Source organism: Legionella maceachernii (assembly GCF_900167045.1).
GTDB classification, from domain to species: Bacteria; Pseudomonadota; Gammaproteobacteria; order Legionellales; family Legionellaceae; genus Tatlockia; species Tatlockia maceachernii.
This window is the reverse complement of record NZ_FUXJ01000011.1, coordinates 32,239-55,788: the sequence shown is the minus strand read 5'-3', so window position 1 is coordinate 55,788 and position 23,550 is coordinate 32,239. Positions and strand designations below refer to the sequence as shown.

Sequence of the window (23,550 nt, the reverse complement as noted above, 5' to 3'; positions counted from 1 at the left end):
GGAACTGTAACTGATCTAAGCTAAAAGGATGCTTTTTCCTTTCTTCGAGCATTTTTAATCGGCCGCGTTCATAGCGCTCCTCATCGTCATCACGCGGTGCGTTGATTGCTTTAAAAAAATCTTCTTTTTCCTGCGGGGTCAGTGGCTTACCAACATCTAACGTGTGGTAAATTAAATCATTCCTTGCCAAACTATAAACAGTATCTCCTTCATCCGTTTTTCGATAAAAATTCGGTTTATAAGTAATAAGCAATTCCACCATTTGAAGGCTATTGTTTTTAACCGCGATCATAATGGCCGTATAGCCGCCTTTACCCTGAAAATTGATCTCAGCCCCTTTTGCCAAAGCATCTTTTACTTTCTCACTGTCTTCCCGTTGCGTAGCCAATAAAAGCTCATAATTTTTGATGAGTTTATAAATTGGGGGATTTTCTTCCGCCAAATCACTGGCTGTTTGGTCCAAATCATTTTTCAAAAAAGGATCCGCACCCTGTTGAAGTAAAAAGGTTATCAGTGGAATATCTTGTTTTTTCACCGCAAGCATTAAAGGGGTATAGCCGTCCTTCTCTGATTGATAATTTAGATCAGCCCCTTTTGCGATGGATTGGTTAATTTTTTCAATGTCTGGAGAATCCTTACAAATTTCGGTGTATAACTCTTTGCTAGCAGAGAAGGGTAGATTGGCCATAAAATCTTTTCCTCATTAAATTATTTATCATTTTGAATTGTCGCAAAGCGATTTGTTTGCTTTTTAAGCTAAATTGCATTTCCTCAATCCAATATTTCCATTTTGGAGTTCACAACTCTACGATTATGCTCAATATCACGCAAATTTTGACGAGATTTGCCAGAGCTTGCTCTTCCCCTTGTCAAATTGCCAGAAGGAGACTCCAACACTAGGTTTTTTATTAGTACTCTATTACCTTGTGTGGGTACATCATTCTTCGACTGCATATAAAGTCTCCAGAAAAGCCTCAAAGGATTCATTGATTAATACATGCACATATTTAGGCTTGTAATTGTCATCGTCTTCATCATCATCGTCATCATAGGGATCTACTGCATAGGCTAATGCACCATAGAAAAGGCGCCAAACTTGTACGTTTTCACCCACCCATTTGAGGTAAAAAATACTTTGCGTTAAGCTATCGCTAGCAAACGGTAATTCATCTTTTTTTAACGCAGCACTAAAATTTTTCATTACATCCCAAATGGTATAACCTTCTTCTCCTTTTTTGGTAACTTGCTCAAAATAACCAATTTGGTCTACATCGCCGTCTATGTCATTAAAATAATTAATTTTCGGCTGTCCACCATTAAAACGACGGCAAATTTCTTTATATAATTTCGGTAAAGGGTGACCAATATAATCTTGTAAGGCGTCTATCTCCTCTTCAGTGGCAGGGGGGTCAAAACGTTGGAACTGTAACTGATCTAAGCTAAAAGGATGCTTTTTCCTTTCTTCGAGCATTTTTAATCGGCCGCGTTCATAGCGCTCCTCATCGTCATCACGCGGTGCGTTGATTGCTTTAAAAAAATCTTCTTTTTCCTGCGGGGTCAGTGGCTTACCAACATCTAACGTGTGGTAAATTAAATCATTCCTTGCCAAACTATAAACAGTATCTCCTTCATCCGTTTTTCGATAAAAATTCGGTTTATAAGTAATAAGCAATTCCACCATTTGAAGGCTATTGTTTTTAACCGCGATCATAATGGCCGTATAGCCGCCTTTACCCTGAAAATTGATCTCAGCCCCTTTTGCCAAAGCATCTTTTACTTTCTCACTGTCTTCCCGTTGCGTAGCCAATAAAAGCTCATAATTTTTGATGAGTTTATAAATTGGGGGATTTTCTTCCGCCAAATCACTGGCTGTTTGGTCCAAATCATTTTTCAAAAAAGGATCCGCACCCTGTTGAAGTAAAAAGGTTATCAGCGGAATCTCTTGTTTTTTTACCGCAAGCATTAAAGGGGTATAGCCATTTTCTTGCGACTGGTCGTTAATATTTGCTCCTTTTATTGAGTGAGCTTCTATTTTGAGGAGGTTAGGTTCTGCTTTGCGGATTTCCTCGAACAAAGCTTTTGATTCTAGATTGTTATCCATCACCATTTCTTATTCTCTACTGTTCTGTTTATCGATTGCTCCCGTGTGCTCAGTGATGAGTGATCTTATAGCCCCTAAAATTCTAGCATTCCCTGCCAATTCAAATATCCCCATACCATCGTCCCGCTTAAGGGATAAATCAGCTCTATGACAAAGTAGCAATTGGAACAGCTCTAAACAATTCTGTTCAGCGGCAATCAGTAAAGCACAATACCCTTCCTGCCCTTGAAAATTAATATTCGCGCCCTCAGCGAGTACTGATTTAACGCTTACAACATCGTCATCTGCTGCTAAAAATACAAGTTCGTAATTTTTAAGTAACTGATAGATGGGGGAATGGCGTAAAGCCAATTGACTGGCTATTTCTTGATGGTAATTTTTGACTAAAGGATTAGCGCCTGCTTCCAGTAAATATTTGACTAAGGTCTCGTCATCTTTATCAACAGCAAGCATTAAAGGCGTATAACCGTCCTCCTCTGCTTGATAATTTAGATCAGCTCCTGCTGCGATGTATTGCTCAACTTTTGCAATATCTGGAAAATCATTACAAATTTCGGTGTATAACTCTTTGGTAGCAGAGGAGAGTAGATTGGCCATAAAATGTTTTCTCATTAAATTTATTTATCCCTTTGAGCTGTAAAAAAGCGGTTCGTTGGCTTTTTAATGTTAACTTGCATTTCCTCACCCCAATGTTTGGCCTCTTCCAACAAGTCAAGAATAAGGGGATTACAGGTTAAATCCGTCAGATATTGCCCATTGGCTAAAGTGAGGGAGGGAGTGGCACCTTGTAGTAGTAAAAATTCGACCATTTCCTCCTGATTTTGTTCAACAGCAATCATCAATGGGGTGTAACTCCGCCTATTACGACAATTAATTAGTGCGCCCCCAGCAAGAGCATTTTCTGCAGCAGAAAATTCGTTATCCAACACTGCAAATAACAACTCAAAGTCTTTGAGCATAGGGAAGACAGTATCGATTGGAGAAATTAATTCACTTGCTAATTTACTCTCGTAATTTTTTATTAAAGGATTCGCTCCTTGATACAATAAATATTCTGCAATTCGGTCATGGTGATTGACAACTAAAAACATCAATGGAGTATAACCCGCTGCACTATCTTGGTAATTTATATCTGCCCCTTCAAGAAGAATTTTTTTTAAAGGGCGAACTTGAGGATATATCCCAGTAACTATTTCGATTAATTTGTGATTTTCCCTATTGTATTTCATCTTAATTCGCCATCATGCTGCAAACCGATAGTCGGTGGCTTATCTGTCGGAGCTGCTTCTCCGTCTGGATTACTAAAAAAATAGCTCCGATGGGTACGGGAGTCAGCAGAGGAACTAATCGCTGCTTCTTGCTTAACTTCACCTTTAAGTAGCATTTTGATTTCAGGATCACTAGCAAGCTCCAGAGCACCAAGACCGTCATCTCGGATTACAGTGCGATCTGCTCCATATTCTAAAAAATATTGGACAAGCTCTTTTATATTTTGTTCAACTGCGACGAGGAGCGGTGTGTAACCCTCCTTACCTTGAAAGTCGATTAAAGATTTATCGCTGGTTAATAACCTCTCAACGGTTTCCAAATCACCTGCTGCTGTAGCAAATAACAACTCATATCCTTTAATAAGCTGGAAAATACTAGAATATCGGCTAACTAAATCTCTAGCAGTTTTACCGTATTTATTTTTTAGAAATGGATTTGCTCCGTTTCTTAATAGGTATTCAACGACCCGTTCGTTTTGATCATCTGCAGCAATAATTAAGGCCGTAGAGCCGTCTAGCCTCTGATAATTAACATCAGCGCCTAAGGCAAGGAATTCATCAATTTTCTGCATTTTTACTATAGGTTCACAAATATACTCTTGTAATAAAAGACTGTATTTGTCTTTTTTAGGAAGAAATTCAAACCTGCATTCTTTTTCTCTTTTCTTAAGTCGCGCGTAAATTGATGAGTTAGAAGGAATTAAATCGCTTGCTATTTCACCCCAGAAATTAGTCACTAAAGGATTGGCCCCTTGTTTTAACAAACAATCAACAATACGCTCGTTTTGTAACTCCGTTGCGAACATTAAAGCAGTACTACCATCTTCAGGGCACGGATAGTCAATTTCAGCCCCCTCCCATAACAACTCTTTAATCTTCGATGTAGACGCATCATATTTTTTGACTTCTTCAATTAGCTCTTTATTTAAATGGTCTAATTCCATTTTCTTATAGACTTCGCGTTTCTCAGCTTCTATCCTCGTATCATATATTGACGATTCATTGGTTGGATTCGGACGCTTAAGTATTCCTTTGGAATAATCATCAATTTGTTTCTCTTCTTTTTCCTTCGCCAAGATCAGATCATAAATCGCTGAGTTTTTTACAGCCATATCAATTGCTTTTAGACCTTTTTTATTTTGCAACAAAGGATTAGCCCCTTGGTTTAATAGGTATTCAGCAATTGCATCGTATTGTCGAGACAGGGCATAAATTAAAGCGGTATTTCCTTCTCCATCTTGATAATCAATATAAGCGCCATTTTGGAGGGAATTTGCAACATTTAGAATACTGGGAGTATATTCATGGTTTTTAAAAAATCCCAAAAAAACTTCATTTTGGGGTTTGTTAGACGCTTTTTTTGCTTCTTCTTGTTTTTTTTCACTTTTTCTCTTAGTTTGTTCATATTGCTGAATGATTTCCTGCCATGCTCGCCTATTTGCTTCGCCACTCTGCTCATCTCTCAGTTTAATGTCTGCCGTGTGTTCTAAATGATTACCTTTTTCCTTGTATTTTTCACTTCGTTTTTTAATTTTTTCTCGCCGGAGATCAACGAGAATTTCATCTGGAATCCCTACCTCTCTCAGCGCTTTAGTCTCAAGTTTTCTAGCTTTTTCTAACTTTTTAGCTTCCTCCAATTTTTTTGCTTCTGCGCGTCTTCTAGCTTCTTCCTGTCTTTGTCTCTCATGATAATCGTCCCATGATTCACCTACTCTCAATTGTTTTGTTTCTTCGGATTTTTCAACTACTTCCAAATTTTCAGCTTCTTCGCGCTTTATAGCTTTTTCAAGCTTTCTAGCCTCTTCCCCTCTTTTGAGAAAATCTGTCAGGCTTTCACCCTCCTTCCACCTTTTAGCTTCTTCTAATAACCTTTCAACTTCCTCTCGCTTTCTAGCTCTTTCCTGTTTTTTGGCCTCTTCTTGTTCTTGTCTTCTAGCCTCTTCCTGCCTTCTAGCCTCTTCCTGCCTTCTAGCCTCTTCTTGCCTTCTAGCCTCTTCCTGCCTTCTAGCTTCTTCCTGTCTTCTAGCTTCTTCCTGTCTTCTAGCTTCTTCCTGCCTTCTAGCTTCTTCCTGTCTTCTAGCTTCTTCCTGCCTTCTAGCTTCTTCTTGTCTTCTAGCTTCTTCTTGTCTTCTAGCTTCTTCCTGTCTTCTAGCTTCTTCCTGTCTTCTAGCTTCTTCCTGCCCTCTAGCTTCTTCCTGCCCTCTAGCTTCTTCCTGCCCTCTAGCTTCTTCCTGCCCTCTAGCTTCTACTTCTCTTCTTTGCCGTTTCTTAGCTTCTATTTGTTGCTCAACCGTTTTGTAAGTTTTATTTGAGATGTCAGAAAATACCTGAGGATTATCAGAAATGATTAACATCTCTTTGGTTAAATATTTTTTAAACTCTGTTTCAAAGAGTGAATTTCTTGAAAAAGTAGAAAAATAACCTAGCTCATCCTCCTCCTTAAATTTTGGCCATGGGTGCATTACAATAGCCGTGTGATCGAATGATACGGAAGAATTTTTTCCAAAATAAACTAATGCAGTCCATATGTATCTATCAGCAGGCTCAGGGAGATTGTTGAATACGATACAATTATGTTCCTCTTTAGAAGGGGGATTGTTTACCCTGTCTGCTAAAATAATGCTTGCTACAGCCATTGAAAATTTTACTCGCGCACTTGGAGTTTGGGGAAAACCAATATCATTAAAAAGCTGGGCTACTAACTGTTCGTGTCTAGGCATCACTATTTCTCCCAAATAATTTCTATGTGCTGCTGACCAAAGTAGAAAACATGCGTAATTTCGATAAAAGAGAGCAATTTGAAGAGTAAGCTGCGGGGAAATGAGCCTTAAGATACAAGTGAAAAACTTCCATTTACTACTTCCTGATTTTCCCTCATTGGACTGGCGTGAATTTTATTAAAAATAAAATTCAATGGCAAGACTTCGTATAAGGCACGTCTTACCCAATACTCCGCCCTCCATCCACATTCAAAATTTGGCCAGTGATAAAAGGATTTTCTGCCAATGCTAATACTGCCTGAGCGATAAAAAGGGGATCGCCATGGCGTTTTAAAAGGGTTTTGCCCACAATTTCATGCTGTAGTTCAAAAGAAAGCGCATTGTCTTCTTCAGGCCATACGATTGCGCCTGGTGCAATCCCATTAACGCGTACCTGCGGTGCAAATTCGCGTGCCAACGCTTTGGTTTGCATGACAAGTGCTGCTTTGGTTTGACAGTAAATCGCATAATCTTTTAGAGGCCTCTCGGCATGAATGTCCGTGAGATTAATGATTGCTCCTTGCTGTTTGGTAAGGAAAGGGCGAGCCGCAAGGCTTAATAAAAAAGGGGCTTTCACGTTGCTATCAAATAAATCATCCCACGCATTGTCATCGAATTCCGTCAGGCCAGTACGCCTAAAAATAGAAGCATTATTGACGAGCAAATCCAAACGTCCCGCCCAAGCGATAGCTGAAGAAAGCAATTCTTTCACCGCATGTTGCTCACAAAGATCAGCTTGCAACACGAAAGCCGAATTCGGACGTTGTTGATTTAAGTGCTCGGCTAACTGTTGTGCTTCAACTAAGGCACTGCGGCAATGTATAATGACTTTATAACCTGCTTGATGGAGGTGTTTTGCGATAGCAGCACCAATGCGTCTGGCCGCACCCGTGATTAATGCCACTTTTAGCGCTTGTGTGTTGAATGGATTCAAGGTATGTTCCCCATTTTATCAATTTTTACCTAGAAAAGACCACGACAGTCGAGGATGCCTATCTACTTTTTCTAGGGATTTAAGGCAATGATGAGTTTACTAACATTAATTCGCACTCAAATAGAACAGCAAGGGGATATCCCTTTTGTGGAATTTATGCAGCAAGCCCTTTATGCACCGTATTTTGGCTATTATAGTGCGGGATTGCAAAAATTTGGTACTCATGGAGACTTCGTAACCGCACCTGAGTTAACTCCTCTGTTTGGGCAAACGCTTGCTCGACAATGCAAAGAGGTGCTCGAAGGCTTAAGCTCACCTGCATTATTTGAATTTGGTGCAGGTTCCGGACGGTTATGCGTTGATCTTTTGACCACACTCGAAGGGTTAAATTGCTTGCCTGAAATTTATTATATCCTTGAGGTCAGTCCAAATTTACGTCAACGGCAATCCGAGCTCATCCAACAAACAATCCCCCATCTTTTTACACGGATAAAATGGCTCGACCGCTGGCCTGAACGGGCTTTCAATGGAGTTATTATTGCGAACGAAGTGCTTGATGCCATGCCTGTGCACCGCTTTTTACACACCGCAGAAGGCATCCAAGAAAGTTTTGTCAGCCTTAATTCCCAGGGTGAATTGATCGAAGTATTTAAGCCCTGCACTAACCCGCGTTTGCTCGCTTATGTCACACAAATTCTACCTAAAGAGCAAGTACCTTATCTTTCTGAAGTTAATTTGTTCATTGATGATTGGATTCAACAATGCTACCACTCATTAAATGAGGGGGTAGCCCTTCTCATTGATTATGGATTCCCACGGCATGAATATTATCATCCTGATCGCAATACTGGCACGTTAATGTGCCATTACCGCCACCACGCGCACACGAATCCCCTTATTCATGTGGGTGAGCAGGATATCACGGCCCATGTTGATTTTACCCATGTTGCCGAAGCCGCCCAGGACGCTGGATTCCATGTTGCAGGCTACTGTAATCAAGCCTCTTTTTTGCTGGCGAACGGTTTGTTAAGCTTACTAGAACAGGTCAACAGTGAACGGGAACGATTAAAGATTCACCAGGCAGTCAAACAGCTTATTCAGCCCAGTGAAATGGGCGAGCTGTTTAAAGTCATTGCCTTAACCAAAAACATGCAAACTTCGTTAACGGGTTTTCAACTGCACGATAAACGAGCGAGTTTATGATGAAAAAATATTTAACTACCGTGGAATTACAAAAAGAGTCGATGAAATTTTCAGCGGGCCATACCACGATTTTTTCAGCCACTGAGCGAGAACCTTTGCACGGCCATATGTATGCTGTTTATTTAGCATTAACGACCTGGGTAGAAGAAAATGGGATGACGTTTGACTATCGTTATTATAAAGAGCGTATCCATAACCTGTGCCGATCGTTAAATCAAACTTTCTTAATGCCGCAATTTTCACCTTTCCTAGAATTCGCAGAAGATGAAGCGTATTACTATTTTACTTTTAACCATAAAAAAATACCCTTTTTAAAAGAAGACGTGACATTAATGCCCCTAACAAACATCACAGTTGAAGAATTATCACGCTGGTTTGTGAATGAATTAATTAAGAATAAAACGGAACTCGAGCGTCACCGTATTGAAAAAGTGGTTGTTAAAGTCTTTTCCGCCCCAGGTCAATCGGCAAGCCACGAATGGCAACGCAGTTGAAAACGTGCTATCAAATTTGTATTCCGCACACCAATCGCGATTATTTTGATTATCTGGCTGATGATCGGCAACCATGCATTGGTTCGCGGGTATGGGTGCCTTTTCGCAACACGACTCGCTTAGGTTTAGTGATTGGTTCTAACACTTTGGAAAAAGAAACGAGCGGACTTAAATCAATTACTTCTGTTATTGATGAAGACCCTTTATTAAATGACGATTTACTTCACTTGTGTCAATGGGTCAGTAGCTATTATCAGTCGCCCTTATCGGAAGTGATTCCACTTGCTTTGCCGAAAAAATATCGTCTAGGCAAAAATAAAGAATTACCTACTTGCGATTATTATCAGCTCATTGTTCCAGGTGATTCAGCGCAGTCCTGTTTATCGGCAAAAGCCCGAAAGCAGCGTGCTCTTGTTGATTTTTTAAGCCAACAGAAAGATCCGGTGGGCAAATCGGTATTACTAAAAGAGGGATTTACTCAAACCCAAATCGATGCGCTTTTAGCACTCCACCTGATTTCCGTGACACAAAAATTCGCGCTTCCCACTCCACCTAACCCAATCACTGATCACCCACTCCTGTTGAATGAGGAGCAAACTGCTGCCTTAAATAAGCTCACTGAGCATTTAAACCGCTATCACTGCTTCTTGTTGCAAGGAGTCACAGGCAGTGGCAAAACCGAAGTGTATTTGCAGCTGATTGCTAAAGTCTTAGAGCAGGGTCAGCAAGTACTGGTTTTAGTCCCTGAAATCGGTCTTACTCCGCAATTGCTGGCACGGTTTAGTGCGCGTTTTGACCAGCCAATGGCGGTCATTCACTCCAATCTCAATGAAACAGAAAGACAAGTCGCATGGCAGCTAGCTCAGGATAACATCATTCAATTAGTCATTGGTACACGCACTGCTGTGTTCACACCGATGCCATCATTGGGTTTAATCATTATTGATGAAGAACATGATGCCTCGTTAAAACAAATGGAGGGTGTGCGTTATTCTGCACGGGATACCGCATTAATGCGGGCTTATTCAACTAACATTCCGATTATTTTAGGCTCAGCGACACCTAGTCTCGAAAGTTTATATAATTGTGTATTAAACAAATACACTCTCTTACGCCTTAATCAAAGGGCACTTGCCACCTCGCCCCTTCGCTTTCAACTTCTCGATATTCGCAATACCCCACTGCAACAGGGACTGGCACCTGGTAGTTTAACTCTGATTAGTGAACATTTAAGCCAAGGGAATCAAGTGCTTGTCTTCATTAATCGACGAGGTTTTGCTCCTGTGTTGCTTTGCCACCAATGTGGCTGGATGGCCGATTGCCATGCCTGCGACAGCCATCTTACCTTGCATCGCCAATTAGGCCGGCTCATTTGTCATCACTGCGGGGTGACAAAAAAAATACCCACTCATTGCAGCGCATGTAACAGTTCCGAATTGCTGCCTATCGGTGCAGGAACACAACGAATCCACGAGTTTCTGCAAACACAGTTTCCCCATACCAATCTCTTACGCATTGATCGTGATGAAGTAAGGAAAAAAAATGAATTAAACACCCAACTTGAACGGATCAATAAGGGTGAGGCCCAATTGATTGTGGGTACGCAAATGCTAGCCAAAGGTCATCATTTCCCACGGCTAACTTTAGTAGTCGTTCTTGATACTGATGCTGGTTTTTATAATCAAGATTTTCGTGCCTTAGAGCGGCTAGGGCAACTTGTCACTCAAGTTTCAGGCCGAGCTGGCCGTGCTCAATACGCCGGGCAAGTAGTTATTCAAACCCATATTCCCCAACATCCATTGCTTAACTTGCTTGTTCAGCAAGGCTATGATGCTTTTGCTAAAGCACTACTCGCTATGCGCCAACACGCTGAATTGCCTCCCTACCATTACCTAGCGGTTATTCGCGCTCAAGATAAAGCCCCTTCCAAAGTACTCCAGTTTTTACACACCACAAAAGAACAGTTAGAGGCAGCAGGCATCAGAGTTCTTGGCCCAGCACCCGCCCCTTTAGCACGTAAGGCTAAACAACATCGCATGCAGTTACTTATCAAATCGTCCTCACGTAAAATACTGCATCATGCATTGACGAAGCTTCGAGCCTGGTTAACAATGAATAAATTAAGCAATATGGTTCGCTGGAATGTGGACATCGACCCCATGGATTTATCATGACAAATCAAAAAATAGTTATTCATCAAAAAGTCTTTTCTATCGAATGGGGCGACATGGATGCCTTAGGGCATGTTAACAATGGGCGCTACTTCGATTATTTTCAACAAGCACGCATCGAATGGTTAGAGAATATCCAATTAGATATGAAGCAAGAAACAGGACCTGTTGTTATCCATGTCGCCTGCACTTTCTTAAAACCCATTGTCTATCCAGCGACACTCACCCTAAACAGCAGCTTGCATAGCCCTGGCCGTTCAAGCATCGTCATTGATCATGACATTTATCAAGGTGAGGAATTGATGACTCAAGGAACCAGTAAAATAGTCTGGGTCGATTATCGAAAGAATTGCTCTATTCCTCTGCCAGAGCGCATCACAAAGTTATTTGCCGGCGCTTAAAGAACTTGCCATTCCCGCAAAGACAGTTCATGTAAATCCCTTCTTCTTATTTCTACGTCCGCGGATTTTCGCCGCGGAAGTAGAGCATGAGCCCTTCCTCCCTGGGAGGCTGGAAAGGATTCAATTGACCTTCTACTCCATGTTTTCCTTTTCAACCTCAGTCTTGCGCGATAAACCTAATTTCTCTTTCAACCGTGCAACTGCGTTAGGATCAAATTGCCGAGCACTCTTATGTTTTACAATCACTGGCGCAGGACGTTGTGTTTGCGCAGCCGCATTTTGCATGCTGTAAGCAGGAGCGCGTTCGGGATAGGGAGGAATCGTCTCTTGATTGATTGGAGAACTTGAGTGGCTTAGCCTGATAGATTGATTTGGCGATTTACTGAGCAGGCTTTTGCGTGCATTGCGCGCACTCTTCTCGACCCTTTTTTTAATTTTACTCGCTGCTCTTTCGGCTTCTTCTTCAGTGACTGGATTCACAGGGTTCCCTTCTAAATCCACTCGCATTTCACGCGCCTTGAGGCAAGTTAAATAATCAATGCGGCGAGTAAATAGCACCACTGCCTCCCGAAGCTTACTCTTGGATATGCCTGCTTCTTGCGCTTTATCAGCGTAAGCTAAGATATCATTCATAATGCCTGTTTTGAGTGGTCGAATTCGCAAACTATTATCGAACACTTGTGGAAAAGTGGCTGCAAGCCAGGATAAAGCTTCATTACGAGCTTTTTTAGATTTATTTTTTTGCGCTTTATTAATTACAGCTGTTCGCGGATGAAGCTCTTGTCTTCTCATTCTTCTACTACCCTTAATTAGCTAACCCTCTATCAAATGTCTATAGCAAAGACAACACCGCTTAAAGGATTATTTAGGAATGGGCGGGGATGTAGATTGCTATATTGGAAAAAATTTCCATTTGAAATGCGCATACAATGTACAGCGTTTGTCCTTAATTTGCAAGCCCTTAACCCCTCGTGATTGCGCGTCATAATAGCCCTTTATTAGCAAAGAAAAAGTTAAGTCTTTTTTAAGGTTCGCCAATTTAAAATTAATCAGTGTATACTTTATTTAGGTTAATCTGAGAGGTAAGTAGCAGATGATCAAGAGTTTTTTCATGGGCTTTCTGGCAATCTTTTTCCCGTGGCTTGCTTTATTAATAGAAGATAATCCCGGGGGCGCATTGGTCGCTTTGATTTTGCAAGCGTCGGTTATTGGTTGGCTTCCAGCAACCATTTGGGCATGGCGTACTGTTCGTGAGGCTCGTAAAATCGAATTAGCCGAACAAAGAAAAATTAAACAGACTAAAAAAGAAGCTCGTGCTCAGGAAAAAGCAAAAGCTAAGGCTGAGGCGGAAGCACAAAAAGAAGCCGAATCAGAAGAGACCACGACAGAAATTACAAAAGAAGCAGAATAGGTCTATTTTCATTTTGCTTACTTCAATCAAAATGGGCTTGATTTCGAGCATCGGCGCTCAGAAAAGTCTAAAATATCGGGCTAAACGAGTAGAAAGGTAAATAGCCCTAAGGTGTTACTGGGCCATCAATTTGGAGATAACATGCCAACGCGAGTAATAGTCAATGGGGCGAAAGGTAAGATGGGAGTGCTTGCTTGTCAGACAATTCAAAATCATCCCGATTTTGCACTCGTGGGAAGTTTAGGTCGACAAGACGATTTACGTCGGTCCATCATCGAGACGAACGCTGAAATTGTAATCGACCTTACTCGTGCAGACTGCGTTTTTGACAATAGCTTAGTGATCATCGAAAGTGGTGCACATCCTGTCATAGGAACCAGTGGTCTGATTGATGAACAAATTCAAATCCTTAAAGATAAATGCGCTGAAAAGAAATTAGGGGGAATTATTGCACCCAATTTTTCGATCAGTGCAGTATTAATGATGAGTTTTGCTGCTGAAGCGGCACGCCTTTTACCCGAAGTGGAAATCATTGAAATTCATCATCAACAAAAATTAGATGCCCCTTCAGGCACTGCTATGAAAACAGCAGAGATGATTGCAAAGGCAAGGACATCCAAAAAAAATGAGCTCGCTTTACATGAGCTTGTGCAGGGAGCCAGAGGAGGTACCCATCATGGCATTCCCATTCATTCGCTTCGCCTACCTGGTGTTGTAGCTAACCAACAAGTTATTTTTGGCGCTCATGGCGAAACGCTGACCATTACCCATAACAGCATTGATCGCGCTTCATTTATGCCCGGGATTGTTCTTGCCTGCCAGCGAGTATTAACACTCAATAAGCTTTATTACGGGTTAGAAAATGTATTGGACTTATCTCGAGCAATATAACGACGGACTCATCATCGTCATAGACTCATTTATTATTCAATAAATCTTTTGAAACAATTCCATTTGATATTAATCCATTTTTAAGAACCTCGTGCTACACTAATAATTCTCAAGTCTCTATGGATGGTATAAGGATGGCAACAACAAAAAAGGGAGATTTTATCGGATACTCCGAGGTTGGCATTGACCAAGCAATTCAAAACGCTTTACAAAAAGCAGGCGAACATAGCCATTTTGAAGTCATTGAAACGCGCGGCTCTCAGATAGGAGAAGATAAAAGGCAATACGAAGCCACAATTATCGCCTTTCTAGACTAACAATTAATTAGGGACAGGAGTAGAGAATGGGTTATGTAGTTCCACATTACATTGGCGGTGAAAAACTAACCACAACCACTGCAAATCCTCATACGATATACAATCCAGCACTTGGCGAAGCAATCGGACAAGTGTTTTTTGCCGATAAAGCCACTTGTGATAAAGCCGTTGCAACCGCTAAAGCGGCCTTCCCTTCCTGGGCAGAAACAGCGCCCATTAAGCGAGCTCGTATTTTATTTCGCTTTAGAGCGCTTTTGGAAAAATACCAATCTGATCTGGCGCAACTGGTCACTAAAGAGCACGGTAAAACGCTGGAAGATGCCAAAGGCTCTGTCGCACGTGCAATCGAAGTGGTTGAATTTCATTGCGGGCTCGTTAATCAACTGCAAGGAACCTTTTCTGCTGATGTGACTACTCATATTGATTGCCATACTATCCGTCAGCCTTTAGGAGTATGCGCCGGTGTATCCCCTTTTAACTTTCCAGTCATGGTGCCTGTGTGGATGATTATTCCCGCTGTGGCTTGCGGCAATACCTTTATTTTAAAACCTTCTGAACAAGATCCTTCAGCACCTGTACGCTTGCTTGAATTATTGGCTGATGCAGGATTACCTCCTGGGGTTGCGAATTGCGTGCAAGGGGATAAGGCATGCGTGGAATATTTATTAGCTCATCCCGATATCAGCGCTTTTACTGCTGTAGCATCAACCCCGGTTGCGAAAGCAATTTACACCACTGCCACAGCGCATGGAAAACGAGCCCACACCTTTGGGGGGGCTAAAAATCATTGTGTTGTCATGCCTGATGCGGATTTAGATCAAGCCGCCAATGCCATCGTTGGAGCCGCTTTTGGTTCAGCAGGTGAACGCTGCATGGCCATTTCCGCTGTGGTTGCAGTGGGTGACGAGACCGCTGATAAGCTCTTAGAAAAATTAATCCCTCTAGTCAAAGCGATTCGAGTTGATGCTGGGGATGTACCAAGCAGCGATATGGGTCCTTTAATTAGCCGACCACATCGAGAACGCGTGCTGGCGGCAATCGATAAAGGAGAGGCCGAAGGCGCAAAATTATTGGTGGATGGCCGCTCCTTTAAACATGCAAAATACCCTCAAGGTTATTTTGTGGGTCCAACATTATTTGATGAGGTCACTGAGTCCATGTCGATCTATCAAAACGAGATTTTTGGTCCGGTGCTAGTCGTCCTGCGCGTTAACCATTTTGATGAAGCATTAAATTTAGTGAATCGCCATCAATACGGTAACGGCACCGCTATTTTTACGCGTGATGGTTACAGTGCGCGGGAATACACTCAGCGAGTCCAAGTAGGGATGGTCGGTGTTAATATTCCTATTCCCGTTCCCATTGCGAATCATCCTTTTGGTGGTTGGAAAAATTCCTCTTTTGGGGATACCAACATGCATGGTGAAGAAAGTATTAATTTTTACACAAAACGCAAAACGGTAACCAGCAAATGGCCTGCGACTGATTTAAGTAAAGGCACGTTTGCTATGCCAACCCATGAATAAATAGGCTTTTCTCCGCGGTAGAGTTCGGAAAGAAGTCAATAAGGAGACAAGGATGGCACGCATAGGATTTGTAGGCCTCGGGCACATGGGCTTGCCTATGGCTATGAATTTAGTGAAAGCAGGACATCAAGTCACTGGTTTCGATTTACAAAAAGAAGCGGTCAGCGCATTGACCAACGCCGGGGGGTTGACAGCGTCCAGCTTGGTGGAAGCCGCAAAAAACCAAGACGTGATCATCACGATGCTGCAAACCGGAGAACAAGTCAGTCAAGTTTGTTTAAAAAACGATGGCTTGTTTGCCAATGCCGCAGCGAATAGCTTATACATCGATTGTTCTTCCATCGATGTGGTAACCAGTAGAAAATTGCATCAACAAGCCACCATGAAATCGCTGTTGGTTGTCGATGCGCCTGTTTCTGGAGGAGTTGCTGGTGCATCAGCAGCCACACTGACTTTTATGGTCGGCGGAGAAGAACACGCATATACTCAAGCCAAACCTTTCCTTTCGGTAATGGGCAAAACAATCATTCATACGGGTGCGGCGGGAAGCGGACAAGCAGCAAAAATTTGCAATAACATGATTTTGGGAATATCAATGATTGCTATTTCAGAAGCTTTTGTTCTCGCAAACCATCTTGGATTATCAGCAAAAAATCTGTTTGAGGTGGTTAATAACTCATCAGGGCAGTGCTGGGCTATAAGCAAGTATGTCCCCGTACCGGGAATTCTCCCTAATGTTCCCGCTAACAATAATTATCAACCCGGATTTACCGCAGCCATGATGCTAAAAGATTTAAATTTAAGCCAAAGCTCCGCTGCCGCAGAGGGTGTTGAAACGCCAATGGGTGCACTGGCAACAGCCATCTATCGTCAATTTAACGAAGCAGGCCAAAGCCAATTGGATTTTTCAGCCATTATTAAAGCAATTGCTAACGAATAGGTATGCTATGAACAAGGAACGACTTCCTCAAGACATTAATCCTCAAGCAATAGAGCAATTTTGGGCTAAGACTGCGGCTCAATATGTCCATTGGATTAAACCGTGGAAAACCGTTTTGCAGGGCAGTTTGGCCACCGCTGACGTGCGATGGTTTAGCGAGGGAAAACTCAATGTGAGTGCCAATTGCCTTGATAAACATCTTCCTCATAAAGCAAATCACCCCGCTATTCTTTGGGAGGGCGACGAAGAAAATCAGCAGGTGAAGCTGACTTTTGCTGAGCTATACCAAGAGGTTTGCCGTATTGCCAATGGATTAAAATCCCTCGGCATTCATAAGGGTGATCGAGTGGGCATTTACCTTCCTATGATTCCCGAAGCTGCCATTGCCATGTTGGCTTGCGCCCGCATTGGCGCTGTCCACACAGTGGTGTTTGCGGGCTTTTCTGCCAAAGCATTGCGGCAGCGTCTTGAAGCAGCTGACTGCAAATTGCTGATCACCGCAGAGGGTTATCAGCGTGGTGGCAAATTTTTTTCCCTGAAGCCACAAGCTGATGAAGCAAGCAAGAATTTGAATATTCAGACACTGGTGGTGAAAAATAGCGACACATTCACCCCTTTCGAGCCCAACTCCAATCATTGGTGGCATGAATTAAAAGAGCGAGCCAGCACCGATTGTCCGCCGGAGCCCATGGAAGCAGAAGACCCTCTTTTCATACTCTACACTTCAGGCAGTACAGGTCAGCCAAAAGGCGTTGTCCACACCACGGGCGGTTATTTAGTTCAAGTGGCTTACAGCCATGATTATATTTTTCGCTGTACTGGAAATGAGGTGTTTTGGTGTACTGCCGATATTGGCTGGATAACTGGGCATAGCTATGTGGTGTATGGTCCTTTATGTAATGGCATTACTACGCTAATGTTTGCGGGCATACCCACTTGGCCCAATCCCTCTCGCTGTTGGAAAATTATCGATAAAAATGAGGTCAGTGTTTTTTATACTGCGCCGACGGCAATTCGTGCACTTAAACGCGAGGGAGATGATTGGTTAGCCACCACATCGCGCAAATCGCTGCGTTTACTCGGCACGGTGGGGGAACCCATTAATCCTGAAGTGTGGCAATGGTATCATGATCAAGTTGGCTTAAATCAAAGCCCCATTGTCGACACTTGGTGGCAAACTGAAACCGGTGCCATCATGATTTGCCCACAAGAACCTTTAGAATCCGCTAAACCAGGTGCTGCCAGTAAACCTTTACCTGGCATTTACCCGGTGCTTCTTGATGAGCACGGCAATGAGATACAAGGTGCTGGTGAAGGCGCATTAGCCATTAAATACCCTTGGCCCTCCATGGCTAGAACCATTGCAGGTGATCATCAACGTTACCGTGCAACTTACCTCATTAATGGCTACTATATCACTGGCGATGGTGCACGACGCGATCAAGAGGGAGATTACTGGATTACTGGGCGCATTGATGATGTCATTAATGTTTCAGGGCATCGCTTAGGCACAGCAGAAATTGAAAGCGCCCTTATTCTTCATCCGCAGGTTGCTGAAGCAGCAGTTGTAGGAATTCCACATTCGCTAAAAGGACAAGGTATACATGCGTTTGTGAGTTTAAAGGCCGATAGTAATCCAAACCCCCGATTGGAAGAAGAATTACTCGATATTGTTAAAACAACCATTGGTAGTATTGCCAAACCTGATGTCATTCAACGCGTAACTGATTTACCCAAAACACGCTCAGGCAAAATCATGCGCCGTGTTTTGCGCAAAATTGCTGAAAATGAAGAGATACAGCTTAGTGAACTGGGTGATTTGTCAACCCTCGCGAATCCGCAAGCAGTTGATAAGTTAATTGCAGCGAATAAAATGACGCCATCTAAATTAGAGGATTAAAACTCAGTGGCCACTCAGAGAAAACCGCGAATTATCATTGGCATTAGTGGTGCCTCTGGCATCATCTACGGCATTCGCCTACTCGAATGTCTCAAGGAATACGAGGTTGAAACGCATTTAATTGTCTCCAAAGCAGCTCAACAAACTCGCGCTCTTGAAACGACTCTATCCGCGGCACAACTTAATCATTTGGCGGATAAACATTACAATATTAATGATATTGCCGCTTGCCTCTCCAGTGGCTCTTTTCAAACCTTAGGCATGATCATTGCTCCCTGTTCAATGCGCACTTTAGCCAATATCGCTTCGGGTAATTCCGACACCTTGTTAACGCGTGCAGCCGATGTGGTATTAAAAGAAAGGCGTCGCTTGATTTTAATGGTTAGAGAATCTCCTCTTCACCTCGGCCATTTGAAAAACATGGTTGCTGTGACTGAAATGGGAGCAATTATTGCACCCCCTGTACCGGCATTTTATAACCAACCTCAAACAATTAATGATATAATCGACCACTCTGTTGGTAGAATTTTAGACTTATTGGATATTGATCTGGGTCTTGTGCGCCGCTGGGGTGCCTAAATTCTTAGTATTTTTTAGCCGCTATGAACCTAATAAATCCCCCTAATTTAGTTATTAATAATCGATTTAACACACAACAAGCCATTCATTATCAAAACGAATGGTCGAGCTTAATTCGCACCGAAGACATAAAAACAAAAATTAAGACCATTGCCGGGCTTGATATCGCTTATAACGTGAAAAACAATCAAGCCTTTGCGATTGCAGTGGTCATCGACGCGGAATCGTTCGCTGTCCTTGAGGTAACAAAAGCCACGTGTCCAGTCGAAATTCCTTATCGCTCCGGCTTTCTGTCATTTAGAGAGCTTCCTTCGCTTGCTCAAGCAATCGATAAGTTAACCATTAAACCTGATCTCATTGTGTGTGATGGGCAAGGCATGGCGCATCCTCGACGTTTCGGTCTGGCTTGCCATTTAGGCTTAGCTTACGACATTCCAACCATCGGATGCGGGAAATCGAAACTTTACGGTAGTCATGAGCATCCCGGAAAAAATCGAGGCGACTTTTCCTACTTGTATGATAATAAAGAGAATATCATTGGCTGCGTCTTAAGGACACGCGCGCAAGTGAATCCCGTTTATATTTCTATTGGCCACAAAATCACTTTGACAGCGGCGCGAGAATGGATTTTAAAATTATCCCCTAAGTATCGTATCCCTGAAACCACACGTTTAGCGGATCGATTGGCCGATGAATATAAATTAGCGTCTGTCGTCAGTTAAGGCAAACCACTCATTTAATTTATTAATTAACGCTTCGATACCCTCTTTTTTCAAGGAAGAAAAACTTTGCACGGTAATCAAACCAGCCATCGATTGATAAAACCGCTGTACTTTGAGTACCGTGCTTTTTGTCTCGCCTCGGCTCAGCTTGTCCGCCTTCGTTAGAAGAATATGGACTGGCAATTGCCGGTTAATTGACCAATCAACCATCATTTGATCGAGCTCTTTCAAAGGATGGCGACAATCCATCAATAAGATTAAACCTCGTAGGCATTGCCTTACTTCTAGGTAATGCGCTAAATTTTGCTGCCAATCTTCCTTAATACGCTGTGCAACTTTCGCGTAGCCGTAACCAGGCAAGTCCACAAGGCGCCGAGACTCGTCAATATTAAATAGATTAATGAGCTGTGTTCGACCAGGTGTTTTGCTGGTACGGGCCAATTGCTTAATACCCGTTAAGCAATTCAATGCACTTGATTTGCCAGCATTCGAACGCCCGGCAAAAGCAACTTCAAACCCTTCATCCGGAGGGAGCTGATCAACGCGCGCCGCACTTTTTAAGAAAACAGCTTGAGCATAAGGATTCATTAGCATTTATTTTAAATTCCTGTAGTGTCCCTTATTCTTGCATAACCATTGTAGGTTGAGCCTTTAACCCGCCGATGATTACTGTGTCGTTATACAATGAACTATGCACGTTTGGCCAAGGCTAACCTACGAAAAGGGTACTTCCGCTAAAATTCATTTTGGGATTTTTACACAAACAGTGTACCATTAAACCAGCTGAAACCACGGGAAAAGAATGAAAAAAATCTTTTGTGCCATTTTTTTGCTCGGCACAGTGACGACTTGTATCGCTGAAACACCAGAAGCAGAAGCACTAAAATCCGCCGTATGTGCAGCCTGTCACGGCGCACAAGGAGTGAGTAGTAATCCACAATGGCCTAATCTTGCAGGGCAACATGCTAGCTATCTTATCAAGCAGCTGCATGATTTTAAAAAAGGTGTTACGCGTAATGCTGCAACAATGACGGCCGTATTAGCCAATTTAAATGATCAGGATATGACAGAGTTGGCAAATTTTTATTCTAATCAGCCCATTGCAGAAGGAGAAACACCCGAAAAATTTTTAAAACGAGGCGAACTCCTGTATCGTGGTGGTGATTTTTCGAAACACATTACAGCCTGTATCGCATGCCACGGCCCTAAAGGCACTGGAAATGCACAAGCTGGATTTCCTGTGTTAACAGGACAACATGAAGAGTATACCATCCAGCAATTGCAGGCATTTAAAGACAAGAAACGAACAAACGACTTGAATTCCATTATGCGTGATATTAGTGCACGCATGAGCCAGGAAGACATGGAGGCAGTGGCCTATTACATTCAAGGCTTACATTAAGCTATCCTAGTTGACGAAAAAACGCCAAGCAGGCTGCATGCGGCACTAGTTTAAATTTAAAAGAGAGACTAATGATGTTAAAACGTTTTATACCCATTGTTTTTTTATTTCTCCCTTTGCTAGGCTTTGCTGAAGAATTTATCGCGGGCAAAGATTATGAGCTTGTCAGTGGTCTCACTGAGCCAAAGGCGCCTAATAATAAAATTCCTGTCACCGAGTTTTTTAGTTACGGTTGTCCCTGGTGTTACCGAATTGAACCGGCGCTTGAGAATTGGGTAAAACAGCAAGGTAATACCATTCAATTTTCACGTGTACCCGTGATATTTCATAAAGAATGGGCCTATTACGCCAAGGCATACTACACCGCTCATCTCTTAAATTTAGAAAGCAAGCTTAATCCACTGTTATTCAAAACGATTCAAGCGAAAGATAACGCCATGAATTCCAATCAAGCGATGGTCGATTTTTTCACCGCTCAAGGAGTCGACCCGGCTACGGCAAAAAGTGCCTTTGAGAATTCAACAACCATCGATATGCAAATCAATGAAGCCACGACTTTAATGGCCCGCTATCATGTAAATGGTGTGCCCGCTTTTGTCATAGCGAATCAGTATAAGACCGATTTGCAAATGGCTAAAGGAGAAGAGAGACTACTGAAAGTTCTTGATTTTTTAATTAGTAAAGCAAACAAAAAAGAGATAAAAACCGGAGCTAATCATTCATGAGTCAACGCAATATGGACTGGCTTAAACTGATTTCAGAAATTCAAGCCCTTGCTCAAAACGGGCTTGCTTATTCCGATAATGAATTTGATACCCAAAGGTATTCACGATTTCGTGAAATTGCTGCTGAGTTTGCCAGCCATTTTTCACCTCATTCCGCAGAGGAAATTCATCATTTGTTTTCATTAGAAGAAAGTTATGCAACGCCTAAGCTTGATGTGCGTTCATTTGTTCTTAATGATGACAATTTGCTACTGGTAAAAGAACGCTCTGACGGTTTATGGACTTTACCCGGTGGCTTTGCTGATGTGAATGAATCGCCCTCAGAGGCCGTCATTAGAGAAACTAAGGAGGAAACGGGCTTCGAAGTTTCGCCCTTTAGGTTACTTGCATTATGGGATAAACAGAAACATGATCATCCGCCTCAATGGCCACACGTGTATAAGTGCTTTTTCCATTGCGAAATTATTTCTGGTGAGAAAATGGAAAATCTAGAAATAGCTGAAATTGATTTTTTTAGCATCCATGCATTACCCCCTTTATCGACCCATCGAGTAACAAAAAAACAATTACTGCGTTTGTATGAGAGGGTATTTAATGAGAATGAAACCCTATTTGATTAATCATGTGACCTATTTTACGGTTATCGTTCTTCACACACGGTATAATAACCATGCAGATAAGGGTTGCTTCGTGCTCTAAAAATATAATCACGACAGTCTTGTCCGCGCTCATCCACATACCGCTTCTCTAATCGGAAAGAAAGATCAGCAAAATTCATGTCCTGTTGCCACTCCTGTTGTTGGCGAACCCTATTTTCTTCTTCCATTTTATGCAGGAATTTACTTAGTTTACTCGCTTGCCCAGTTGTCACAGCGAGGGAAATTAAAACAAAGAAGATCAATTTTTTCATAATTGGCTATTAAACAAATCTTAGTGCGCAATATTAAATCATATTTTCTGCGAAAAACAAATATTCAGTCGAGAATAAGCGGTGTATACTCAATGCTTTCAGTGGGTAATAGCTCTCCCTTTACGGCATCGAAAGGAAGACCTGAACTATTATCTAAGTGATGAACAGGAATACAATGTCAGGCCAATATTCAAAAATAACTTTGACGCTTGCTGTATTAAGTATGCTCATTTACCTTCTCGCTTCATCTTATATCGACTATCCCATCACCACTATCCTAAAACCGACGCCTATTATTTTTCTTATTTTATTTAGTCTACGTAATCACGAACCTGCCACAAAAGGTCTATTGTTTGCGGCCCTTAGCTTCTCATTTCTGGGGGATGCTGTTCTTACTTTGCCTTTTCAGCTCTCATTACAAATCACCATTTTGTCATTTATTTTGGCACAATGTGCTTATATCCTGTTATTTTTAAAAATTGCTAGCTTCCAAAAAAAGCGCCTATCCATTTTTATAGTAATCTTAGCCACTCTCGCGTTCGGTTTTTATATTCTCTATCCCTATTTAGGCGAAATGAAAGTGCCCGTAATGATCTATACGTGTTGGCTTATTCCAATGATTTTTTGCGCATTGCATGTGAAGCAACATACACCCATAGTGACTCTCGGTGCCTTGTTATTTCTTTTTTCTGATCTGACCTTTGCCTTGAATCGGTTTATTTTTGACAATGACCGCTTGATTTCTATTTTAGAGATGTATCTTTATTATTCCGCTCAATTTTTATTGGTTCTCGGTACATCCCAACACACAACCTATCATCCTAAGCATAGCGAAGAACCTTCTGAATCAAGTTTCGACCAAGAATCAAGAGAACCATCCCTACACACAGGATGAA

Annotated in this window: 25 protein-coding genes; 16 read left to right on the top strand and 9 right to left on the bottom strand. The window is 42.1% G+C overall.

All coding sequences use genetic code 11. From position 1 onward, the window contains the following. From B5D33_RS16745 to B5D33_RS10455, 6 genes are all read right to left on the bottom strand, one after another. Positions 1-688: ankyrin repeat domain-containing protein (locus B5D33_RS16745; protein ID WP_214608090.1), on the bottom strand; the 688-nt coding region annotated here is incomplete at its 3' end. A 249-nt stretch (positions 689-937) separates the two neighbouring features. Further along, positions 938-2,101 (bottom strand): ankyrin repeat domain-containing protein, encoded by a 1,164-nt coding sequence (locus B5D33_RS10475; protein ID WP_160158642.1) that lies wholly within the window; start codon positions 2,099-2,101, stop codon positions 938-940. 9 nt (positions 2,102-2,110) lie between these two features. Further along, positions 2,111-2,713: an ankyrin repeat domain-containing protein gene (locus tag B5D33_RS10470; protein ID WP_078767415.1), complete on the bottom strand. Its 603-nt coding sequence runs from the start codon at positions 2,711-2,713 to the stop codon at positions 2,111-2,113. A 5-nt stretch (positions 2,714-2,718) separates the two neighbouring features. Further along, positions 2,719-3,330: an ankyrin repeat domain-containing protein gene (locus tag B5D33_RS10465; protein ID WP_058452250.1), complete on the bottom strand. Its 612-nt coding sequence runs from the start codon at positions 3,328-3,330 to the stop codon at positions 2,719-2,721. Further along, positions 3,327-6,089: an ankyrin repeat domain-containing protein gene (locus B5D33_RS10460; protein WP_058452251.1), complete on the bottom strand. Its 2,763-nt coding sequence runs from the start codon at positions 6,087-6,089 to the stop codon at positions 3,327-3,329. Before B5D33_RS10460 ends, B5D33_RS10465 begins: the two co-directional genes overlap by 4 nt. Positions 6,090-6,309: 220 nt before the next feature. After that, positions 6,310-7,062 (bottom strand): pteridine reductase, encoded by a 753-nt coding sequence (locus B5D33_RS10455; RefSeq protein ID WP_058452252.1) that lies wholly within the window; start codon positions 7,060-7,062, stop codon positions 6,310-6,312. Between the two features lie 90 nt (positions 7,063-7,152). On the opposite strand from B5D33_RS10455, the gene B5D33_RS10450 reads away from it, so the two are divergent. From B5D33_RS10450 to B5D33_RS10435, 4 genes are read left to right on the top strand one after another with little or no spacing between them, the layout of a single operon-like run. Continuing rightward, on the top strand, positions 7,153-8,265 hold the full coding sequence (locus tag B5D33_RS10450; protein WP_058452287.1) for a class I SAM-dependent methyltransferase: 1,113 nt from the start codon (positions 7,153-7,155) through the stop codon (positions 8,263-8,265). Beyond that, positions 8,265-8,759 (top strand): 6-pyruvoyl trahydropterin synthase family protein, encoded by a 495-nt coding sequence (locus B5D33_RS10445; protein WP_058452288.1) that lies wholly within the window; start codon positions 8,265-8,267, stop codon positions 8,757-8,759. Before B5D33_RS10450 ends, B5D33_RS10445 begins: the two co-directional genes overlap by 1 nt. Then, on the top strand, positions 8,744-10,933 hold the full coding sequence (locus B5D33_RS10440) for a primosomal protein N' (protein ID WP_058452253.1): 2,190 nt from the start codon (positions 8,744-8,746) through the stop codon (positions 10,931-10,933). The genes B5D33_RS10445 and B5D33_RS10440 overlap by 16 nt, the downstream gene beginning before the upstream one ends. Beyond that, on the top strand, positions 10,930-11,331 hold the full coding sequence (locus B5D33_RS10435; RefSeq protein WP_058452254.1) for an acyl-CoA thioesterase: 402 nt from the start codon (positions 10,930-10,932) through the stop codon (positions 11,329-11,331). Before B5D33_RS10440 ends, B5D33_RS10435 begins: the two co-directional genes overlap by 4 nt. 132 nt (positions 11,332-11,463) lie before the next feature. Here B5D33_RS10435 and B5D33_RS10430 read toward each other — a convergent pair whose 3' ends face one another. Further along, positions 11,464-12,123: a ProQ/FinO family protein gene (locus tag B5D33_RS10430; RefSeq protein ID WP_058452255.1), complete on the bottom strand. Its 660-nt coding sequence runs from the start codon at positions 12,121-12,123 to the stop codon at positions 11,464-11,466. A gap of 319 nt (positions 12,124-12,442) precedes the next feature. On the opposite strand from B5D33_RS10430, the gene B5D33_RS17055 reads away from it, so the two are divergent. The 8 genes from B5D33_RS17055 to nfi all read left to right on the top strand — a co-directional run bounded on the left by B5D33_RS17055 (position 12,443) and on the right by nfi (position 19,617). Further along, complete coding sequence (locus tag B5D33_RS17055; RefSeq protein ID WP_065240000.1) at positions 12,443-12,742, top strand: YqaE/Pmp3 family membrane protein; 300 nt, start codon at positions 12,443-12,445, stop codon at positions 12,740-12,742. A gap of 141 nt (positions 12,743-12,883) precedes the next feature. After that, positions 12,884-13,633: a 4-hydroxy-tetrahydrodipicolinate reductase gene (gene dapB / locus B5D33_RS10420; RefSeq protein ID WP_058452257.1), complete on the top strand. Its 750-nt coding sequence runs from the start codon at positions 12,884-12,886 to the stop codon at positions 13,631-13,633. A gap of 134 nt (positions 13,634-13,767) precedes the next feature. Continuing rightward, positions 13,768-13,950 (top strand): dodecin domain-containing protein, encoded by a 183-nt coding sequence (locus B5D33_RS10415; protein ID WP_058452258.1) that lies wholly within the window; start codon positions 13,768-13,770, stop codon positions 13,948-13,950. Between the two features lie 26 nt (positions 13,951-13,976). Further along, positions 13,977-15,476, top strand: a complete 1,500-nt coding sequence (locus B5D33_RS10410) for a CoA-acylating methylmalonate-semialdehyde dehydrogenase (protein WP_058452259.1) — start codon at positions 13,977-13,979, stop codon at positions 15,474-15,476. Positions 15,477-15,528: 52 nt separating this feature from the next. Continuing rightward, positions 15,529-16,416 carry a 3-hydroxyisobutyrate dehydrogenase gene (gene mmsB / locus B5D33_RS10405; protein WP_058452260.1) on the top strand — a complete coding sequence of 296 codons (888 nt, stop codon included), beginning with the start codon at positions 15,529-15,531 and terminating at the stop codon, positions 16,414-16,416. A 7-nt stretch (positions 16,417-16,423) separates the two neighbouring features. Further along, on the top strand, positions 16,424-18,316 hold the full coding sequence (gene acs / locus B5D33_RS10400; protein WP_058452261.1) for an acetate--CoA ligase: 1,893 nt from the start codon (positions 16,424-16,426) through the stop codon (positions 18,314-18,316). A 6-nt stretch (positions 18,317-18,322) separates the two neighbouring features. Beyond that, positions 18,323-18,895, top strand: coding sequence for a UbiX family flavin prenyltransferase (locus B5D33_RS10395; RefSeq protein WP_058452262.1), 573 nt, complete (start codon positions 18,323-18,325; stop codon positions 18,893-18,895). Positions 18,896-18,918: 23 nt separating this feature from the next. After that, positions 18,919-19,617, top strand: a complete 699-nt coding sequence (nfi, locus tag B5D33_RS10390) for a deoxyribonuclease V (protein WP_058452263.1) — start codon at positions 18,919-18,921, stop codon at positions 19,615-19,617. Here nfi and yihA read toward each other — a convergent pair. Continuing rightward, complete coding sequence (yihA, locus tag B5D33_RS10385) at positions 19,597-20,211, bottom strand: ribosome biogenesis GTP-binding protein YihA/YsxC (RefSeq protein ID WP_058452264.1); 615 nt, start codon at positions 20,209-20,211, stop codon at positions 19,597-19,599. The genes nfi and yihA overlap by 21 nt on opposite strands. Positions 20,212-20,419: 208 nt before the next feature. Here yihA and B5D33_RS10380 point away from each other — a divergent pair, with 208 nt between their 5' ends. From B5D33_RS10380 to B5D33_RS10370, 3 genes are all read left to right on the top strand, one after another. Beyond that, positions 20,420-21,019 (top strand): c-type cytochrome, encoded by a 600-nt coding sequence (locus tag B5D33_RS10380; RefSeq protein ID WP_058452265.1) that lies wholly within the window; start codon positions 20,420-20,422, stop codon positions 21,017-21,019. Between the two features lie 74 nt (positions 21,020-21,093). Further along, positions 21,094-21,744 carry a thiol:disulfide interchange protein DsbA/DsbL gene (locus B5D33_RS10375; protein ID WP_058452289.1) on the top strand — a complete coding sequence of 217 codons (651 nt, stop codon included), beginning with the start codon at positions 21,094-21,096 and terminating at the stop codon, positions 21,742-21,744. Then, a complete protein-coding gene (locus B5D33_RS10370; RefSeq protein ID WP_058452266.1) occupies positions 21,741-22,364 on the top strand; it encodes an NUDIX hydrolase in 624 nt (207 codons plus the stop codon). Before B5D33_RS10375 ends, B5D33_RS10370 begins: the two co-directional genes overlap by 4 nt. A gap of 20 nt (positions 22,365-22,384) precedes the next feature. On the opposite strand, the gene B5D33_RS10365 is transcribed toward B5D33_RS10370, so the two are convergent. Next, the gene (locus tag B5D33_RS10365; protein WP_058452267.1) at positions 22,385-22,654 is read right to left on the bottom strand and encodes a hypothetical protein; all 270 of its coding nucleotides are present in this window, start codon (positions 22,652-22,654) and stop codon (positions 22,385-22,387) included. Between the two features lie 175 nt (positions 22,655-22,829). Between B5D33_RS10365 and B5D33_RS10360 the strand changes: the two genes are divergently transcribed. Further along, the gene (locus B5D33_RS10360; protein WP_058452268.1) at positions 22,830-23,549 is read left to right on the top strand and encodes a lysoplasmalogenase; all 720 of its coding nucleotides are present in this window, start codon (positions 22,830-22,832) and stop codon (positions 23,547-23,549) included. Position 23,550 lies beyond the last annotated feature (1 nt).

Bases quoted from the DNA above. Each gene is read 5' to 3' on its own strand.
- B5D33_RS10435 (WP_058452254.1), top strand. From the start codon at position 10,930: ATGACAAATCAAAAAATAGTTATTCATCAAAAAGTCTTTTCTATCGAA.
- B5D33_RS10410 (WP_058452259.1), top strand. From the start codon at position 13,977: ATGGGTTATGTAGTTCCACATTACATTGGCGGTGAAAAACTAACCACA.
- B5D33_RS10440 (WP_058452253.1), top strand. From the start codon at position 8,744: ATGGCAACGCAGTTGAAAACGTGCTATCAAATTTGTATTCCGCACACC.
- B5D33_RS10470 (WP_078767415.1), bottom strand. From the start codon at position 2,713: ATGAGAAAACATTTTATGGCCAATCTACTCTCCTCTGCTACCAAAGAG.
- nfi (WP_058452263.1), top strand. From the start codon at position 18,919: ATGAACCTAATAAATCCCCCTAATTTAGTTATTAATAATCGATTTAAC.
- B5D33_RS10415 (WP_058452258.1), top strand. From the start codon at position 13,768: ATGGCAACAACAAAAAAGGGAGATTTTATCGGATACTCCGAGGTTGGC.
- dapB (WP_058452257.1), top strand. From the start codon at position 12,884: ATGCCAACGCGAGTAATAGTCAATGGGGCGAAAGGTAAGATGGGAGTG.
- B5D33_RS10450 (WP_058452287.1), top strand. From the start codon at position 7,153: ATGAGTTTACTAACATTAATTCGCACTCAAATAGAACAGCAAGGGGAT.
- B5D33_RS17055 (WP_065240000.1), top strand. From the start codon at position 12,443: ATGGGCTTTCTGGCAATCTTTTTCCCGTGGCTTGCTTTATTAATAGAA.
- mmsB (WP_058452260.1), top strand. From the start codon at position 15,529: ATGGCACGCATAGGATTTGTAGGCCTCGGGCACATGGGCTTGCCTATG.
- B5D33_RS10375 (WP_058452289.1), top strand. From the start codon at position 21,094: ATGTTAAAACGTTTTATACCCATTGTTTTTTTATTTCTCCCTTTGCTA.
- B5D33_RS10465 (WP_058452250.1), bottom strand. From the start codon at position 3,330: ATGAAATACAATAGGGAAAATCACAAATTAATCGAAATAGTTACTGGG.
- B5D33_RS10380 (WP_058452265.1), top strand. From the start codon at position 20,420: ATGAAAAAAATCTTTTGTGCCATTTTTTTGCTCGGCACAGTGACGACT.
- B5D33_RS10360 (WP_058452268.1), top strand. From the start codon at position 22,830: ATGTCAGGCCAATATTCAAAAATAACTTTGACGCTTGCTGTATTAAGT.
- B5D33_RS10475 (WP_160158642.1), bottom strand. From the start codon at position 2,101: ATGGATAACAATCTAGAATCAAAAGCTTTGTTCGAGGAAATCCGCAAA.
- yihA (WP_058452264.1), bottom strand. From the start codon at position 20,211: ATGCTAATGAATCCTTATGCTCAAGCTGTTTTCTTAAAAAGTGCGGCG.
- B5D33_RS10365 (WP_058452267.1), bottom strand. From the start codon at position 22,654: ATGAAAAAATTGATCTTCTTTGTTTTAATTTCCCTCGCTGTGACAACT.
- B5D33_RS10370 (WP_058452266.1), top strand. From the start codon at position 21,741: ATGAGTCAACGCAATATGGACTGGCTTAAACTGATTTCAGAAATTCAA.
- B5D33_RS10430 (WP_058452255.1), bottom strand. From the start codon at position 12,123: ATGAGAAGACAAGAGCTTCATCCGCGAACAGCTGTAATTAATAAAGCG.
- acs (WP_058452261.1), top strand. From the start codon at position 16,424: ATGAACAAGGAACGACTTCCTCAAGACATTAATCCTCAAGCAATAGAG.
- B5D33_RS10460 (WP_058452251.1), bottom strand. From the start codon at position 6,089: ATGCCTAGACACGAACAGTTAGTAGCCCAGCTTTTTAATGATATTGGT.
- B5D33_RS10445 (WP_058452288.1), top strand. From the start codon at position 8,265: ATGAAAAAATATTTAACTACCGTGGAATTACAAAAAGAGTCGATGAAA.